Annotated in this window: 14 protein-coding genes and 1 pseudogene; 6 read left to right on the forward strand and 9 right to left on the reverse strand. The window is 41.5% G+C overall.

Features of this window, described 5'->3' with window-relative positions:
* Positions 1-168: 168 nt before the first annotated feature.
* The 5 genes from A1232T_RS04205 to A1232T_RS04225 form a co-directional block, all read right to left on the reverse strand.
* Positions 169-420 (reverse strand): helix-turn-helix transcriptional regulator, encoded by a 252-nt coding sequence (locus tag A1232T_RS04205; protein WP_077448197.1) that lies wholly within the window; start codon positions 418-420, stop codon positions 169-171.
* 152 nt (positions 421-572) lie between these two features.
* Positions 573-1,481: a recombination directionality factor gene (locus A1232T_RS04210; protein ID WP_077448198.1), complete on the reverse strand. Its 909-nt coding sequence runs from the start codon at positions 1,479-1,481 to the stop codon at positions 573-575.
* Positions 1,482-1,588: 107 nt separating this feature from the next.
* Positions 1,589-2,626: a YqaJ viral recombinase family nuclease gene (locus tag A1232T_RS04215; protein ID WP_095532725.1), complete on the reverse strand. Its 1,038-nt coding sequence runs from the start codon at positions 2,624-2,626 to the stop codon at positions 1,589-1,591.
* A gap of 87 nt (positions 2,627-2,713) precedes the next feature.
* Positions 2,714-3,706, reverse strand: coding sequence for a DUF932 domain-containing protein (locus A1232T_RS04220; RefSeq protein WP_077448200.1), 993 nt, complete (start codon positions 3,704-3,706; stop codon positions 2,714-2,716).
* 500 nt (positions 3,707-4,206) lie between these two features.
* Positions 4,207-5,139 (reverse strand): YagK/YfjJ domain-containing protein, encoded by a 933-nt coding sequence (locus A1232T_RS04225; protein WP_077448201.1) that lies wholly within the window; start codon positions 5,137-5,139, stop codon positions 4,207-4,209.
* A 527-nt stretch (positions 5,140-5,666) separates the two neighbouring features.
* On the opposite strand from A1232T_RS04225, the gene A1232T_RS04230 reads away from it, so the two are divergent.
* Positions 5,667-6,632, forward strand: a complete 966-nt coding sequence (locus A1232T_RS04230) for a hypothetical protein (RefSeq protein ID WP_077448202.1) — start codon at positions 5,667-5,669, stop codon at positions 6,630-6,632.
* A gap of 337 nt (positions 6,633-6,969) precedes the next feature.
* Here A1232T_RS04230 and A1232T_RS04235 read toward each other — a convergent pair whose 3' ends face one another.
* The 3 genes from A1232T_RS04235 to A1232T_RS04245 form a co-directional block, all read right to left on the reverse strand.
* A complete protein-coding gene (locus A1232T_RS04235; RefSeq protein WP_244152368.1) occupies positions 6,970-8,241 on the reverse strand; it encodes a YeeE/YedE family protein in 1,272 nt (423 codons plus the stop codon).
* Between the two features lie 168 nt (positions 8,242-8,409).
* Positions 8,410-9,189: a hypothetical protein gene (locus tag A1232T_RS04240; protein WP_077448203.1), complete on the reverse strand. Its 780-nt coding sequence runs from the start codon at positions 9,187-9,189 to the stop codon at positions 8,410-8,412.
* Between the two features lie 119 nt (positions 9,190-9,308).
* Positions 9,309-10,499, reverse strand: a complete 1,191-nt coding sequence (locus tag A1232T_RS04245; RefSeq protein ID WP_077448204.1) for an LD-carboxypeptidase — start codon at positions 10,497-10,499, stop codon at positions 9,309-9,311.
* Between the two features lie 454 nt (positions 10,500-10,953).
* Between A1232T_RS04245 and hemB the strand changes: the two genes are divergently transcribed.
* On the forward strand, positions 10,954-11,964 hold the full coding sequence (hemB, locus tag A1232T_RS04250; RefSeq protein WP_077448205.1) for a porphobilinogen synthase: 1,011 nt from the start codon (positions 10,954-10,956) through the stop codon (positions 11,962-11,964).
* Between the two features lie 112 nt (positions 11,965-12,076).
* Here the strand turns inward: hemB and A1232T_RS04255 are convergent, their stop codons facing one another.
* Positions 12,077-12,700 (reverse strand): OmpW/AlkL family protein, encoded by a 624-nt coding sequence (locus A1232T_RS04255; protein ID WP_077448206.1) that lies wholly within the window; start codon positions 12,698-12,700, stop codon positions 12,077-12,079.
* Between the two features lie 371 nt (positions 12,701-13,071).
* Between A1232T_RS04255 and A1232T_RS04260 the strand changes: the two genes are divergently transcribed.
* From A1232T_RS04260 to A1232T_RS04275, 4 genes and pseudogenes are all read left to right on the forward strand, one after another.
* On the forward strand, positions 13,072-15,111 hold the full coding sequence (locus A1232T_RS04260; RefSeq protein ID WP_077448207.1) for a UvrD-helicase domain-containing protein: 2,040 nt from the start codon (positions 13,072-13,074) through the stop codon (positions 15,109-15,111).
* Between the two features lie 65 nt (positions 15,112-15,176).
* Positions 15,177-15,791, forward strand: a complete 615-nt coding sequence (locus A1232T_RS04265; RefSeq protein ID WP_077448208.1) for an IS607 family transposase — start codon at positions 15,177-15,179, stop codon at positions 15,789-15,791.
* Positions 15,788-16,138, forward strand: a complete 351-nt coding sequence (locus A1232T_RS04270; RefSeq protein ID WP_244152369.1) for a helix-turn-helix domain-containing protein — start codon at positions 15,788-15,790, stop codon at positions 16,136-16,138. The genes A1232T_RS04265 and A1232T_RS04270 overlap by 4 nt, the downstream gene beginning before the upstream one ends.
* 63 nt (positions 16,139-16,201) lie before the next feature.
* Positions 16,202-16,410, forward strand: a pseudogene (locus A1232T_RS04275) (transposase); the annotation flags it as partial.

The following is a 16,410-nucleotide window of genomic DNA, read 5'->3' on the forward strand; positions in this document are numbered from 1 at the left end:
TTGAGTTGCCTCAAGAGTCTATAATTAGGCTATTTGAAAAACATACTATTACCTAAAAAACAGGTTTTTAATCATTCCTATAATCTTGCCATATAGGAAACTATCCAGAAACTCACCTAATCACAAAAAAAATAAACCGCCCCACTCTTAAGCAAGACGGTTTGATGCCTATACCATACGCTGATTAATCTTGCTATTGATCCATTCAGCTACTTCACTGGCAACCCAAGCTACCCTAACCTTGCTGAGTTGTACTTTCTTGGGGAAGGTTGGGTCATAACGATCAGAGTCTTCATTGATCATTTCATATATGCTTGAGCGACTTAAGCCTGTGTACTCTATTACATGCTTAATGTTTAGTAGCTGTGGGATATGATTACATTGCTCAACTGCTGACTTTGTAGTTCTTAGATTTTCCATGTTTTGCTCCTTATAAGTGAATGAGAGCTTTTCGTCTCATATACTTATCGAGTCCTATATTTTTTTACTGCATCTCATACTGCTTTTCGCTATGACACAAAAAAAGGAGCTGAAGTTCAGCTCCTTTCTTATGCTCTGAAAAGCGACAGATGTTAATTCACACTCGACACGCTCTGCCTTAAGCCGTTTGCAATATCAGCAAACTGAACCACATCCTGAACCTTGCTTTGGGTTTTCACTTCAAAGTCATTACTATCGCTTTCTTCTGGATAAAACTCATCAACAACACCAACAGTATCTTCATCAGCGAAGCCTAGCTCTGAATTGCCATAGCCTTGTTTAGCAGCAGCATCTAAGGCATGTTGATTAAAGCCATAGCTTTTAAGCTCATTATCCATCGCCTGTGCTTGTTCAACCGCTTGTAAGATACTAACCCCATCCTCAAGTGTTAAATCTACATAGTAAATTGGTGTCCGATAGCTTTGCGTCGTGCTTTTACCACGTAGAGTTAGCTGCAGTGGCAAGCAAGATAACTTGTTGTTAGACACCGCTGAGAAGTAATTAAGCCTAGCTGCCAATGTGCGAATACTATTAAAGCCTGTGGTTCTAAACACAAAACTACCTAGCTCGTCGTCTTCGCTTATATTGACATAGAGCCTGCCATAAGGCTTACATGCACCTCCTTTGGCTAATGGGCAGATTTCAGGGGATGGACAAGGATGCGTTTCAACGCCTTGCTGAGTTCGCCTTTTACAGCTCTCTCCATCACCGACGCAAACAGGGCGACCTGTTTGACGATCAAATAACGTGTACTCTGCTCTAAGGTTTAACTCAGGCTCATTAAAAAGCATACGTACTGGTATCTTGCGTAGCTTACCGTCACTTAGCTGTCTAAACTTGGCATCAAGCGGATGATTGATCCAGCCCTCTTTGCCTTGTACTTGACTGGTTATGGTGAACTGGTCATCCTTAGTTGGTATGCGTTTACCATTTTTCTCAATCGTACCGCCTATACTGATACGTCCCAAAACTGGTGGGGTAATAATTAGACCTTTAATCATGATGTACTCCTTGGATTAATTAGTTGTTTCTTCATCAGTTTTATAAAAGTTATCGCCATAAAAAAGCCCACCTTATTGGTGGGCTTGCTATATGTTTACTAACTTTATTACTTATCGATGTTAACCAAAAAACGACGGCTACCTTGACGGGTTTGGCTAAACTGCTTAAGAAGCTCAGGTTTAGCTTTAAGTAGTGCCTTACTATCAAGAGTCGTGCTGTCTTTTGATCGCTTCCACGAGATACTGCCTTTATCAAAAACAGCTACTTCATTGTCTTTGATTAATGCCTGTAGTTGATGCTTGACCTGGTCATGCCGCTGCTCAAGCTCGCTCATATAGTCACGATAACTCAGTAACTCCTCAAAAAGCTTATTGGCACCTTCATTTTCACTCAAGTCAAGCTTACTGGCAGGTTCAGGTATTGGGTAAAGTAGCTTGAGTGCTTTGGCTGCTGATGCGCTGTGATCAGGATTGGGTGGTGTATCTGATTCAACGTATTGCCAAAATAAACGCTCATGCTCGATGATGCTGGCGATAAGTCGTTCATCACGCTCAACTTTGAATAGCTTTGTTTCATGGCCACATAGCAGAACACAGATATGAGCCGCCTGTTTACCTGTCACTGCCAATTGATGTTGGACTTGGCAAGCAACGTATAATGGTACGCCATCTTTCCAAAGCCTAGCGCCATGCTCTCCTGCTGTCTTACATTCAAGTACTTGCACCTCCTCTGTGCCAACTACCGCATAGTCTAAGTTAGCTAACATAAAGTGCTTATCAGGGTCAGGGTGTTGTAAGACCGCATTGACTCGGCGCACCTTATTACCTGTATTTTCACTGTAATACTTAGCAACCAAAGGCTCTAACTGATTACCCCAGTAAAGTGGGGAGTAGCCATCACTACCTTCATCCATATTTGAATCAATACGACCTGTCTTAATCATCCACAGCTCAAGCATAGATAAATATGGGTGGATACCACAGGCAGCAGCGGCATCACTACTACCTATGCCCTGCTTACGAATCTTAAGCCATTCATCATGATTTAAGTTTTTAGTATTAACCAACCTTTTGGCAGTTGTGCTGGCTTTAACAGCATGGGCTTTAGTTAGCTCATTTTGATTATTTAATGCAAGTGTAGTCATTGTAGACTCCTTAATGATTGTTAAAATTAAAGGCATAAAAAACCACGCTCTAAGGCGTGGTTTAGTGTTGTTGTATGTTGAGTAAAGTTAGGCTATTAAGCATAACGCTTCTTGCTTAGCCTTATTTTTTAGGTTGGCACCTGCACCAAACCAAGCTGAATCAAGCCTATGATCTTGCGACATGGCTCTTCGCTCATGATCCACATATTCAGTTATAGCTGATAGCAGTCCATAAGCAGTATCTTTAGCCGAGGCTAAATCTGCACCCCGACCTTGACCGTTGAACATATTCATTACTTGGTTCATAGCTCGTGCATTAGGCACAGCCTCTTTTTGTTGCTTGGCTGTGTTGAATGAAATGATGCCATCATCAGTATCATTAAATACACGGTTAAAGTAACTGGCAGCTTCTGCTTGGGTAACTCGTCGATTGGTTAACTGCTTCATCTCATAGTTAAACTCATCCCATTGACTCACAGACACGCCCAACTGACGTTTTACCTTCTCTCCATCAAATGCAGTACTGTGTGGCACTTTAACTACACCACCACTACCATCAGCTAGGCTAATGGCTAATGTGTTATTACATACCACTCGAATATTGGTGAACTGCGCTGTGGTCGCTAGAGTGCCATCACAAGCGGTTGCTAGTAACAGATAGCCATGACTGACATCACCGCCTCTAAGTGTCGCTGACTGGCCTGTACGGGCTAATGCCCATAGCTTGCGCCCACCTTTAAGCACTCCTGCTGTTTCAAGCTCAAAGTCTGCTTGCTCAGTTAAGTCACGATAAAACTCTAGTATCTCCTCAGGCTGAACCTCTTGATACCTTTGGCTGACCACTGATAATGCCTCTAAGGTATCACTACGATAAAGCACTTTGTTATTGTCATAAGGCATGATGATGCTTTGACCTCTGTCATTAGTTGCCATATAGCTGACATCAGATGATTCAATACGCCAATCCATACCAGCTTTTTTAGCCCACACCTCAAGTGGCTGGTTTTTAGGTAACTGATTACCTAAGCCATGCCAAGGGGTTTCGCCAACGTATGCCATGCTTTCTACTAAATGTGCCATAAAATTATTTCCTTAAGTAAGTGATTGATAACTAACGTGTTAGTTTAATAGTTGATTAATTGAATCTATGAAAAACGTACGAACAATGATTACATCGGTATTGTGATGTGTTTAATAAAGGGATTGATGATTGCTCTGGTCGAACTTGCTTAATGACAGCGACTAAGGCGCTACCAACTACAACGCCAATACCAGGGTTAATGTTAAGTGACCGACATAGGCTGATACTTAACGGAATAAGTATTGCAGGGGATGCGATCCCATCTTTCAATGGATCGCTATAGCCATCCATCTCATATACGTCAGCTGACTGACAATGTGGACATACTTGTTTCATAAGAGCTCCTTAAATTTAGGGCATAAAAAAGGCCTGCTATTGCAGACCTAAATGATGCTCATAAGTTTCGTTATTGGATAAGCGTTAAGTGACTAACGCTAGATCTCATGAATGTAGTATGTATTTGAAAATTCTTTAATATAGCCTTTATGAATAAGTATTATTAAGCCCTTGGCATAGTTCCACGTCCAAAGCTACGCATATTCGGTGGCCACGCTTTTAAACGTTGTTCATACTTATCAGGTCTGGTTAAATAGAGCGCAGTATTAAGAGCATTTCTTACATCTAATTCACTATTCCTTCTAATCATACCGACACCTAGCGTCCCTTGTCTTCTGTGAAACTCCTTAATGTCTTGCGTATTGCAATTATGATACCAACCTAAATTACCAGTTATTTGAAGCCAGTACTCAGCAACTCTCTCACCTATGAACCAGTCTGCTTGCCGCTTATCACCGTTATATATCAATAGCAGATGACAATGAAGACCACCATTAATAACCCCTTGTTCAATCGCCCAAGCATAACCTCTTAAGTCCTCAAAACAGCCTTTATCATTACGAGACAAAGTATTTTGTTTTTTTGTTTTTTCTCTGTCCTTTTGAATTTGTTCTAATAACTGACTCATGTAGTCCTGAAACGTTTCTATATCTACAAGGTGTGCATAATTTGACCTTATCTTGAGATCCACTCTGACAATAAGTATACGTGCGTACTTGTTTAGAAAATGATTCATATAATTTTTAAGTGACTGGCTATTACGCTGTTCTTGAAAAGCAAACTCTGAAATGGCAGTGCCAAATTCATTCTGATAAAGTTTTAATGCTTGTAAGAAATTAAAAGTCATAGCTTCATCCCAAATGACCTCATCAGGGTAATAGCTACCACAAACCAGATAACAGCTACCTATAAACCATTTAATTGAATCAACATACTCTAAATCATCATTATAGAGTTGTGTCATTGGCTGATAGTAAAGTGTCAGTTGCTCACTTATTTGTTGAAAACTAATTCCACTTTCAGGATTCAATATATCACTCACGAGCTTGTCAACTCTAGCAACTAGTGTCTCATGACTTAAATTTGAAATGATCATTTTGCTTACCTTAGATTATGTGCTCATAACCTTAGGCATGTAGGTAAATTCTTACTACTAATAAGTAAAACTAAATGTTAGGAATAGATGCTCTGATTCTACCTAGAACTACGTTAATAGTATTAATAACCGGATTTTTATATAAAAAAAAGTCTCGGTATGACTTAACCAATATTTCTTAAAGTGTCGTATTTTGGGAGTTAAATTAGAAGGGGAGTTACGTCTCTATATTTGAAAAACTTCTAATATTGGCCTTATGCTCTCCCTCCAAACAATAGGTTTTTAGTTAATGAATAACTATACATGGACATACGCTTAGGATAAAATCTTAGATTGGTAAACAAGGAAGGACATAAACTATCTATTCTTACCTAGACTTCTATATATACAAAGGCTTCCAGATAATTTATATACTATTAAATTAACTACAAATGCTTTTTCAATAAATTATAAAAGTGGTTGTAATAGCTTAGTAATCATAGGGAAATATCACGAGTGATATTAATTTTAATGGATGAGAGTTAATAATGACAATTATATTTTCTGACCCACAATTAATAGAAAGGCAACGTAATCTTCAATACTTAAAAAAGGTTTTAGATAGGCTTACTGATAGACAGGTTTCCCATGTCATTTATTTGATAAATATGGAGAGCAACCGTCAAAGGGCTATGGGGTTACACTTTATCGATTTAAGCGGCATACAGGATGTAAACCGCAAGGAAGGTCTTAAAGAACGACTTGTTGGTTTAGATAATCTAAAAGAATACCTGGACGATAAGATCATTCAAATGCAGGCAAATTTATTACCAGAAAGTGAGTTTGATTGGCTAAAAAAAGATCTTAGAAGGCAGGTCTCTTGTCTTAGAGTTCTTGAGTTAGGATCACATTGGCACTTTTCTAAATTAGAAATGAATAAGCAGCCTTTAGATTCAATTTATTCCTATATAGATAATTTATTCATTGTTACCGCGGAAGGTTATGTTCCGGCAACACTAGACTGTAAAGCGAATATACTTGCTAATATCAAGTCTTTTCTTAACACTAATAGAGAGAGTGAAAGCTACACTAGGTGGCTAAATATAAACGATAAGAATCAAATTGAATGGGCTCAGAACTATCTACAACGTAATGGTTATTACATTAATAATCTGAATATCGATATTAGTCACATTGAGGTAGTCAGAGATATTGTCTTATCCTCATTAGACACAATATACTTACTAATTTATCCCACTAATTATGTGTCTTGTATGGCAACTGAGAAATTGTTATTCATTGATAAAATGAAGCGTGCATGGAGTCAAAAAAAGTTTCGCGATGCTAGTAAAACCAAGAGTCAATATCACTTGCCTTTAACTCGGATGACTAAGACTAGACTTGAAAAATTAGCGGAGGTTAAAGGTCTGTCAACAACTGCCATGCTTGATGCTATAATTAATACAGCCTATGAGAGAGATTGCTTAGGCGAAAATGGGGAGGAATTATATTGAAACTGTTTTTTAAGCATTAAAAACAATGTACACCATCATGTACACTAAATAATATTAAAAAAATAAAAACCATATAAACCAAACACTTATATAATATATATGGTTCCGGCTCCGGGTACCATTATATAGCACGATGAAAAACAGAAAAAGGCTTCCAAGCAATTGGAAGCCTTTTTTCTTTGTGTATTACTTTTAGTCTAAAAGCTTGATTCCTAGAAATTGTAATTTCAACAAACCAGCCAATTCCTATTAGACATAAAAAAAGAGCTGACGTACATCAGCTCTTTTTTTTAATTTAGACTGCTTCTTTATTACTTCGCCACACAACATACAGTGGCTAACAGAAGGTATCAGTTGGCTTCGGAACAGACAAACCAAATAAAGGACGCAGGTATAATGCTAAGAACGTCCCTGCCAGCGCCAACACACCCCAGATATACCCATGCAAACTAAACGAGGCGATACCGCCAAAGTAGGCACCGATGTTACAGCCAAATGCTAAGCGTGCGCCATAACCCATGAGCAGCCCACCAATAACAGAAGCGGCAAAGTTACCTGGTGTGATCTTGGTGAATTTAAATAGGCCACCTGCTGCCGAGGCAATAAAGGCACCTAGGATAATACCTAGGTTTAAAACAGTGGTTGAATCAGCAAAAATTGACGCTTGCAGAGCAGCGGCATTATCTCCTTGCCAATAGCCCCAACTTGCGACATCAACCCCTAAACCACTGGCTACCTTAGAGCCCCATAATGCAAACGCTGAAGTGATACCCCAAGGCTGACCACGCGTCATCAGTGTGATTGCGTTGAGTACCGCCAATACAATCGCCGCAGCAAACAATGGCCAAGCACCACGGAAAATTCGCTTCCAACCAGTTTCTGTTGGTAGTGGCGCCATTTTAGGGGCGTTCTTTTTCTTCTCAACAACTAAGCTTGCCCAAGCAATCAGTCCAAATAATACTAATGACAGAGCCCACGCACCGCCATAACCAAGGCCGGTAGAAGTTGCTAATGAGTAAGATCCCATTGACGGCATCTCTTCTGTCCAAAACGGTAAGTGGTAAGCGCCAATAGTTGCGCCAATAATGAAGAAAATTAGCGTAATGAACATCACTGAACGGCCACCGCCGACAGCATAAAGTGTGCCTGAAGCACAGCCGCCACCGAGCTGCATACCAATACCAAACATAAACGAGCCGACCACCAGACTAACGCCAAGTGGTGCGACATACCCAGCGACTGGTCCACCAAAAAAGCTGATACCAAACGCCAAAATGGGAGCAAATAAAGTCACTGCGACGGCAAGCATCAGCATATGTGCACGTAAGGCTTGGCCATTACCAACCGAAGCAAATCGTCTAAACGCTGAAGTGAAGCCAAAGCGGGCGTGAAATAAGGTATAACCCAGTAGCAAACCAATGATAAGTAGCATCGGCTGAGCCACAGGCTGGGTAACGAGCAAATATACGAATAGCACCAAACTCACTATAGCTGCGCCTGCTATTAGGCCCTTTTGCGGAGGCGCTAAAGCCAAACTACTACTCGACTTTGGGTTTAGGTCTCCGGAGGAAGGCCCATTAGTTATAGATTGAGCATTTGTCATAGTCATAATATCGTCCTATGTAAATCTACTATGCTAGAGTTATTGATTGATAAGCATAAAATAGAAAAAGCCCAAGACAACCTAAAAAGGTTACCTTGAGCTTCACCGCTTTACGCTTAAAATATGTTATTAAGATTAATCACAGCGGTTAAAGTAAGCCAGCTACGCAGCTTATTAATCACCTTGTAGCAAGTCAATCATACCTTGGTATTTATCTTTTTTGGCTTCAAGCTTGCTGCGTTCTTCTTCAGCATTCCCCATCGGCTCTTCTGACTGCTCTACTTTTTTATCAAAAGCTTTCAGCTCTGTTTCTGCACCACTAAGTAGCTTATTAAGCATAATTGCCAGGGCTTTTTCTGGTACATCATGAGTCATATTAGCCGCTTCAGAAGCAAAGTCTTCTTTTAGCTTAGCCGCCCATTTATACAAATTAGCGATCGAGGCGCTATGCTTATCTTCTTTGTCAGACGCTCCTTCTTTTTTATCAGAATCTGTTTTTTCTTCATCAGAGGCTTGTTCTGAATCAGACTTCTTCTCTTTGTCTGACATGAATTCGTCTTTAAGCTTAGCCGCCCATTGATAAATATTAGCTATCGCTGTGCTATATAACTCTTTGGCTGATTCATGTTTATCAGACTCTGAGTCTTTTTCTTCAGAGTCTTTTTCTTTGTCAGAGTCTTGCTTTGATTTGGCTTCGTTCTGTTTAGACTCTTCTTGCTTAGAAGCTTCTTTATTAGAATTGGCCTCATCCGTATCCGAGTCTAGCTCATTTTCAGAATTAAACTCTTCAAAGTCGCCATCTTCATAGATAACTGTATCGCCTTTAACTACTTCCACATCTACCGATTCATTGTTGGTAGTGGGTTTCGTTGTATTCTCAAGAGACTCTAGAGCCTTATCTATACTTTCATTATTGTCAGCAGTGTTTTTTGGGTTACTAGATTGGTTTGACATGATTCATTATCCTTATTTTTAATAATTCTTCATCTTTCATAGTAACCCAGTACGCCCCTGACTTTGGTGCTTTAATGTAAAGTATTATGCCTGATACGTTAAGATTTCTTGTTGTTAGATTAACTCCACAACCCTTCAGGATATATAAGCTCCCTATCGATGGTAGGATAGCCCTCAAACTCAAGAGTAATGCCAGAATCTGCCGGTGTTAAATGACACATCGCCCCTAAAGGGAAGCTCTGCTTACGAGCCACATGCCCAAAAGGTAATCCTGTATATATCGGCAAACCTGTGACTTGGCTCAAATGCTCAATCACTGCGGCCAGGTTATAACGGGCATCATAACTGTCTTCTCCTGCCCCGCTAAATGCCCCTAGCATAATGGCCTGCTGATTCTTGAAAGCTCCTGATAGATATAAGCTATACAGCATACGCTCTACTTGATACGGCTGCTCACCCACCTCTTCTAAAAATACGATGCCCCCTTTGGGATTGGGCAGATAAGCACTGCCTGCCAGCGCAGAGACCACACTTAAGTTACCGCCCCATAGCACCCCACTAAGCGGAGTGGATAAGGTTGTATTGGTTTGCTGAGGTAAGTTGATTTTAAGATTGGGGTTGGTAATCGCTTCTACAAAACCTTGGCAGCTGACGATATCTGGCTTCTTTTTACCAAACTCTGTGTATAACATGGGCGCAGCTAGGCTACTCATGTTACCTTGTGCCAATAGAGCGCACTGTAAAGCAGTAATATCGCTAAATCCTGCCAAGATACTGCCCTTATCTTTCATAAGCCTGCCCAAGCTTTTCCAGTCGACAGACTCTAAGATCCGAATGGCGCCATAACCGCCTCTGGCAGCGAGCAATAACTTGGGTGCTTCAATAGCGCCTGTGGCCATATTTTGTAAATCGCTAGCCCGCTGCTGATCCGTTCCGCCAAAGCGTAAGTACTGACGGCGGGTAATCTCTGGGTTTTTAATATCAAATCCGGCACAAGCTAGACGCTGCAATCCTAAGACATTACGGCTGTCGTCTACCCCAGTATTTGAGCTGGCGAATATGCGAGTGGGAATAGTTGGTGATTTGCACTGACTCAAGTTTTTTATAGAACCGCCAAGATTGGTGGTGTCTTCAGCTGTGCCCATCAAGCTACTGGCTGCCAAAGCACTATTGGAATGATAAAGCAGCCCCAACCCTCCTATTCCTAAGGTGGTCAGCTCTAAAAACCGTCTTCTATTTAAGGGAGCAGACTGTGCCTTAATATCCACCCCTTGTTTTTTAAAGCTTTGTAGAATCTCTTCTTCACTCATAACCATCTCTTATTTGCTCATTTATCAGTTTTGACTTGGTTTATTATACTTTAGTCATTTACGCTTCAATGATATCTCTAATCGAATTGTATATAACTCCCCCATAGATAGCCAACCTGTCTATCATCGCTGCCTGTATTCGTTAAACTCATTGCGATGATAGCTTTTATCAACTTGGCTTATCGCCCCAGTCTGCGATAATAAGGGTCTGCACTTCTAAATGTCGTTTGTTTATTGGGTTAAAGCTTTAGTTATAACTTGTATCATTTCTTGAACCCAAAACATACTAAGCTCTGCGTTATAATAGGGACTGGGATAGCTAACTTAAGAATAATAAAAAGATCTATAAATACCTTATTCTGCTTTTCATCCCTTAACAACTATATTGAGCAGTCACCCTGACTGCCCTACTCCTCTTACATTCCTTAATTCGTTGAAGTTATTAGGACTTATTATGAGTTATACATTTAATCGCACTTACCCTCACACTCGTTTACGCCGTCTACGTGTTCATGATAACGTTCGAGCTATGGTACGTGAGGTAGAGCTGCACCCAAAACACTTGATTGCACCTGTATTCGTGCTTGAGGGTGAAAATAAGCGTGAAGCAGTGGTAAGTATGCCTGGTGTTGAGCGCTTATCTATTGACCTATTGGTTGAATATGCCAAAGAGTTATTAGCAGAAGGGGTGACCACCGTTGATATCTTCCCCGTTATTGACCCAAGTCTGAAGACGGAAGACGGCCGAGAAGCGGCTAACCCAGATGGCTTGGCTTGCCGTGCGGTTCGTGCGCTTAAAAAAGAAGTGCCAGAGATGGTGGTCATGACTGACGTTGCTTTAGACCCTTATACCTCTCATGGTCAAGATGGTCTGCTAGATGAGACCGGCTATGTGGTTAACGATGAAACGGTTGAGGTTTTGGTTGAACAAACCCTAGCACACGCTCGCGCTGGTGCAGACATCATCTCTCCAAGTGACATGATGGATGGTCGTATCCTTGCCATGCGTGAAGCATTAGAAGAAGAAGGCTTTGTTAACACCGCTCTGATGGCCTATTCTGCCAAATATGCCTCTGCTTACTACGGTCCTTTCCGTGATGCGGTAGGCAGTGCGGGTAACCTAAAAGGCGGACACAAAAAGCAATATCAGATGGACTTTGGTAACCGTGCAGAAGCGCTGCATGAAGTCGCCATGGATATTAACGAAGGCGCTGACATGGTTATGATTAAACCAGGACAGCCTTATCTAGATCTTATCCGTGAAGTAAAAGACACCTTCGGCGTGCCAACCTTTGCTTATCAAGTTTCTGGTGAGTATGCCATGCACATGGCCGCTATCCAAAACGGTTGGTTGACTGAAGATGTTATTCTTGAGTCGCTGCTAGGCTTTAGACGTGCTGGCGCTGATGGCATCTTAACTTACTTTGCTTTAGAAGCCGCCAAAAAACTGAACGCTTTAAAATAAGTATTTTTGACTTGATGTAAAAAACCCCCGTATCTGATTGGATGCGGGGGTTTTTATTTCAGCCTGCTTATTTAGTCATTTAAACTTAAGCTGACTTTATTAACAAGCTAGATTAGAAGCGTTGTACGTAAGAGATACCATATACCCATGGGTTGATTTCTGCTTTACCCGCTTTTTGACCGTCTAGCTTAACATCTGGTTCAAGGTCGATATAACGAGCATCTAAACGAACTGCGTCAGTTTCATTGATTTTAAAATCAACGCCTGCGTGACCAGCAACGCCCCAGCTGTCTTTAATTTTTAAATCAACACCATTCACACCTGAGCGCTCTTTGAAGAAAGTAGTATAGTTTGCACCCACGCCAACAAATGGCTTCACGTTCGCGTGTACATTATCGAAGTGGTACTGTAGTGATAGGGTTGGTGGTAAAAGCTGAGTTTTCGCCTCTCTCATGCCAACACGTGGCACATCGATGATGATGTCATGATGGAATGGTAGAGCAGCTAATAGCTCAACACCCACATTATCTGCTACAAAGTATTCAGCAGTAAGCGTTGGACGTACGTCAGGATCGATATGGTCAATGCCAATATCACCTAAACTACCATTTTTACTGTCTGGCTCTACGTGGCCAACACCCACGCCCACAGTCCAAGTACCTGCAGTTTCTGCCATTGCAGTCATGCTTAGACCAGCAGCGATAGCAGCCATTAAAAATGCTTGACGTTTAATCATAGTTTCCTCAACTTAGTTGTTTAAGTACTGGGTAAAAATGCTAAATTTACTTCAATAAGTTAATGCATCCATTCATCAACATCAAAGCGTTAGAGTTTTGCGCTTATCTAACTCCTTGGTTGTATTATATTACAAAGCCATACATAGAGTAAGGTGTTGATTACAAAAAAAACGACTTTATAGTCGAGTTTGTAACTGGTCAATAAGTTTGCATAGATTTGGTTGTGATTTTAAAGTGAACCCCTATAATAACCACTCGATAATTTTGCAATTCCAAAGCTGATTTCGACCCCCTATTCATCGTTTCAACAACCCCCTAATTTATCCCGTTGTCCAATCTTTATTGTTAGTCATATAAAAAAAGGTGTGCCATGAGTAAGCTTAACCCCAAACAACAAGAGGCCATGACTTATGTGTCTGGTCCCCTCCTCGTTTTAGCGGGTGCAGGCTCAGGTAAAACTTCAGTCATTACCCAAAAAATCGCTTATCTTATTGAGCAGTGTAATATCCCTGCCGAGCGCATTACTGCGGTGACCTTTACCAACAAAGCGGCCCGTGAAATGAAGGCCCGTGTCACCTCGCTTATGCCCAAAGAAAAGACCCGCGGTCTTACTGTGTCGACTTTCCACCAATTTGGACTACAGTTTTTGCGTTATGAGCTGCTACATACCCCATTAAAAGGCAACTTCTCTATCATGGATGCTGATGACAGTAAGCGTCTGTTGATGGAGCTGATGATGCGTGACAACTTGTCAGGCGCAGAAAGTCGCGAGCTTGTCGGCAAGGCCATTAAGTTTATTTCTGATTGGAAAAACGATCTGATTGAACCTGACAAAGCGATGGAGACGCTTGATGACCCAGAGGATATGCTTTTTGCTAACCTTTATGCTTTGTATGAGCGCAACTTGCGTGCTTACAACGCCGTTGACTTTGATGACCTGATTGTCTTGCCAGCCAAAATATTACGCGAAAACCAACAACTACGTGATAAGTGGCAAAACCGTATTCGCTACTTATTGGTCGACGAGTATCAAGATACCAACACCGCCCAGTACGAGCTGATTAAATTGATTGTGGGGCCAACCGGTAAGTTCACCGTAGTAGGTGATGACGACCAATCTATTTATGCTTGGCGTGGAGCTCGCCCAGAGAACATGGCGCTGCTCAAAGAAGATTTCCCAAAGCTAAAAGTCATTAAGCTTGAACAAAACTACCGCTCGACCAACCGTATTTTGAATGCGGCCAACACCGTGATTATGAATAACGAGCACTTATTTGAAAAAGCACTGTGGTCAGATAAAGGTCAGGGCGAGAAAATTCGTATTATTAACTGTCGCAACGATGATGATGAAGCAGAGCGTGTGGCCAAAGAAATTGTGGCGCACAAGCTGCGCAATGGGAATGAGTGGGAGCAGTATGCGGTGCTATATCGCAGTAACTTCCAAGCCCGTATGCTTGAAGCTCAGCTGCGACAGTTCCAAGTACCCTACAAGCTCTCTGGCGGTCAATCCTTCTTTGCTCGTAGTGAAATTAAGGACGTCATGGGCTACCTGCGCCTTATTTTAAACCCTGAAGATGACAGTGCTTTTTTACGGATCGTAAATACCCCAAAACGAGGGCTTGGACCTGCAACACTTGAAAAATTGGGTCTATTCTCTCAAGAGCACAGTATTTCTCTACTGGCCTCTTGTACCCACGGCGGTTTGCCACATGTGTTGCCGACCAAAGCGTATAGCACCCTAAAAGAGTTTGGTGACTTCATCGAGCACTATACTCGCGAGCTGGATCAGCACCCAGACCCAGTGCCTTTAGTACGTCAAATGATTGATGAAACGGGCTATATCGACTTTGTGCGTAGTGACTCAAAAACGCCGCAGCAAGAAAAAGGGCGCCTAGATAACATCGAAGTGCTTTATAGCAGTATTCAAGCCTTAATCAATCGCGCCGAGGATGATGACGATAAGACCATTGATGCAGTAATTCGTAAGCTGGTACTGCTTGATATGCTTGAGCAGCAGCAAGAAGAAGAGAACACCAATAAAGTGAACTTGATGACCTTACACGCTGCTAAAGGCTTGGAGTTCGATTTTGTGTATATCATGGGCTTAGAAGAGGAGCTACTGCCGCACCGTAACTCCATCATCGCTGAGACCATTGAAGAAGAGCGCCGCTTAATGTATGTGGGCATTACTCGTGCCCGTCGTGAGCTAACGCTAACTTTAGCCGCTCAGCGCCGTGGCGGTGGTCAGATGCGTACCACTACTCAAAGTCGTTTCTTAGAGGAGTTGCCAGAAGAGCATTTAGACTGGCCTGCTAACGCCAAGAAGAAAAAGGCTGAGCGTGACCCTACTGTGGTCGCCAATGAGTATATGTCTAATATTAAAGCCCTACTGAAAAAGAAAAATCAGTAAGCCAAAAGTTTGGGGTTACAAACAGTAACCACGAATCTATCTAAATATATGTATAGTTGCTCACTATGAGTAAATTATCAAGCATAAAACAAGCAGCTAATCAGTTAGGCGTTTCTGTCTCAACTCTACGAAGATGGGATGAGACAGGTGTGCTTGTCGCCCAAAGAACACCCAAAGGCCATCGTCGGTATGACTTATCTAAAATAAACCCAAACCTGACTCGTAATAAGGTGGAGCAACAACGTAAAACCATAGCTTACGCTCGTGTTTCGAGTCATGACCAAAAATCAGACTTACAGCGTCAGATTGAAATGCTTGAGCTGTACTGCTCTGCTCAAGGTTGGTCATTCGAGGTGATTAGCGATCTAGGTAGTGGTATGAACTATCATAAAAAAGGCTTAAAACGCCTGCTTGATGATATTTTAGACAACAAAATAGACAGGCTGGTGCTAACTCATAAAGATAGATTACTGCGTTTTGGGGCAGAACTTGTTTTTGCTTTGTGTGAAGCTCGTCAAGTTGAAGTTGTTATCATTAATCAGGGTGAAAACTTATCGTTTGAAGAAGAGTTGGCGCAAGACGTACTTGAGATTATCACTGTTTTTTCAGCAAGACTTTATGGTTCACCTAGTAAGAAGAATAAAAAGCTCATTGAAGCAGTTAAGGCAAGTTTAGAATGATACGAGGCCATGTCATTGAGCTTACTCCAAACAACAAGCAAGCGACCTATTTTGCTAATGCTTGCGGTATAGCTCGTCTTGCCTATAACTGGGCGTTAGCTCAGTGGCAACGACAGTATGCTCAAGATAAAGCCTATCGTGATGCTTGTCATATTATGGGTATTGACGTTGATGAAAGCAAATTACTAAAGCCTACCCAAGGCAAGCTACGCAAACAATTAAACGCCATTAAGCGTGATAAGTACCCATTCATGCTTGAGGTGACGAAATGTGCCCCACAACTTAATGCCTGTCAGTTAAGAGATTTTATCACCGGTCGCCGTAAAACCACCCACTTCAGGGCATAGGTATCTACACAATTTATCAGTAAGCATAAATTTGATAAAATAGCGCAGTATGGCATAGATAAAATGGAGCTAGATACGAGGCTCATCAAACGATATCAACAACTCGTACACAATCACACTCACCCAAACGGTTATCTACATGCTGGTATGAAAGCAACTATGGATACTAAAAGCAGTTTTGCTCAGACCCAAGCGTTATGGCGATTTGTGCATAATGACAACATCAGCTATCAAGAGCTTAGTAAGCCGTTACTTGAAAACAGCTTACAAGG

The organism is Psychrobacter pasteurii (assembly GCF_900162815.1).
In the GTDB taxonomy this organism is placed as follows: Bacteria; Pseudomonadota; Gammaproteobacteria; order Pseudomonadales; family Moraxellaceae; genus Psychrobacter; species Psychrobacter pasteurii.

Excerpts from the sequence above, each read along its gene's own strand:
- A1232T_RS04205 (WP_077448197.1), bottom strand. The coding sequence starts at position 420 with ATGGAAAATCTAAGAACTACAAAGTCAGCAGTTGAGCAATGTAATCAT.
- A1232T_RS04210 (WP_077448198.1), bottom strand. The coding sequence starts at position 1,481 with ATGATTAAAGGTCTAATTATTACCCCACCAGTTTTGGGACGTATCAGT.
- A1232T_RS04215 (WP_095532725.1), bottom strand. The coding sequence starts at position 2,626 with ATGACTACACTTGCATTAAATAATCAAAATGAGCTAACTAAAGCCCAT.
- A1232T_RS04220 (WP_077448200.1), bottom strand. The coding sequence starts at position 3,706 with ATGGCACATTTAGTAGAAAGCATGGCATACGTTGGCGAAACCCCTTGG.
- A1232T_RS04225 (WP_077448201.1), bottom strand. The coding sequence starts at position 5,139 with ATGATCATTTCAAATTTAAGTCATGAGACACTAGTTGCTAGAGTTGAC.
- A1232T_RS04230 (WP_077448202.1), top strand. The coding sequence starts at position 5,667 with ATGACAATTATATTTTCTGACCCACAATTAATAGAAAGGCAACGTAAT.
- A1232T_RS04235 (WP_244152368.1), bottom strand. The coding sequence starts at position 8,241 with ATGACTATGACAAATGCTCAATCTATAACTAATGGGCCTTCCTCCGGA.
- A1232T_RS04240 (WP_077448203.1), bottom strand. The coding sequence starts at position 9,189 with ATGTCAAACCAATCTAGTAACCCAAAAAACACTGCTGACAATAATGAA.
- A1232T_RS04245 (WP_077448204.1), bottom strand. The coding sequence starts at position 10,499 with ATGAGTGAAGAAGAGATTCTACAAAGCTTTAAAAAACAAGGGGTGGAT.
- hemB (WP_077448205.1), top strand. The coding sequence starts at position 10,954 with ATGAGTTATACATTTAATCGCACTTACCCTCACACTCGTTTACGCCGT.
- A1232T_RS04255 (WP_077448206.1), bottom strand. The coding sequence starts at position 12,700 with ATGATTAAACGTCAAGCATTTTTAATGGCTGCTATCGCTGCTGGTCTA.
- A1232T_RS04260 (WP_077448207.1), top strand. The coding sequence starts at position 13,072 with ATGAGTAAGCTTAACCCCAAACAACAAGAGGCCATGACTTATGTGTCT.
- A1232T_RS04265 (WP_077448208.1), top strand. The coding sequence starts at position 15,177 with ATGAGTAAATTATCAAGCATAAAACAAGCAGCTAATCAGTTAGGCGTT.
- A1232T_RS04270 (WP_244152369.1), top strand. The coding sequence starts at position 15,788 with ATGATACGAGGCCATGTCATTGAGCTTACTCCAAACAACAAGCAAGCG.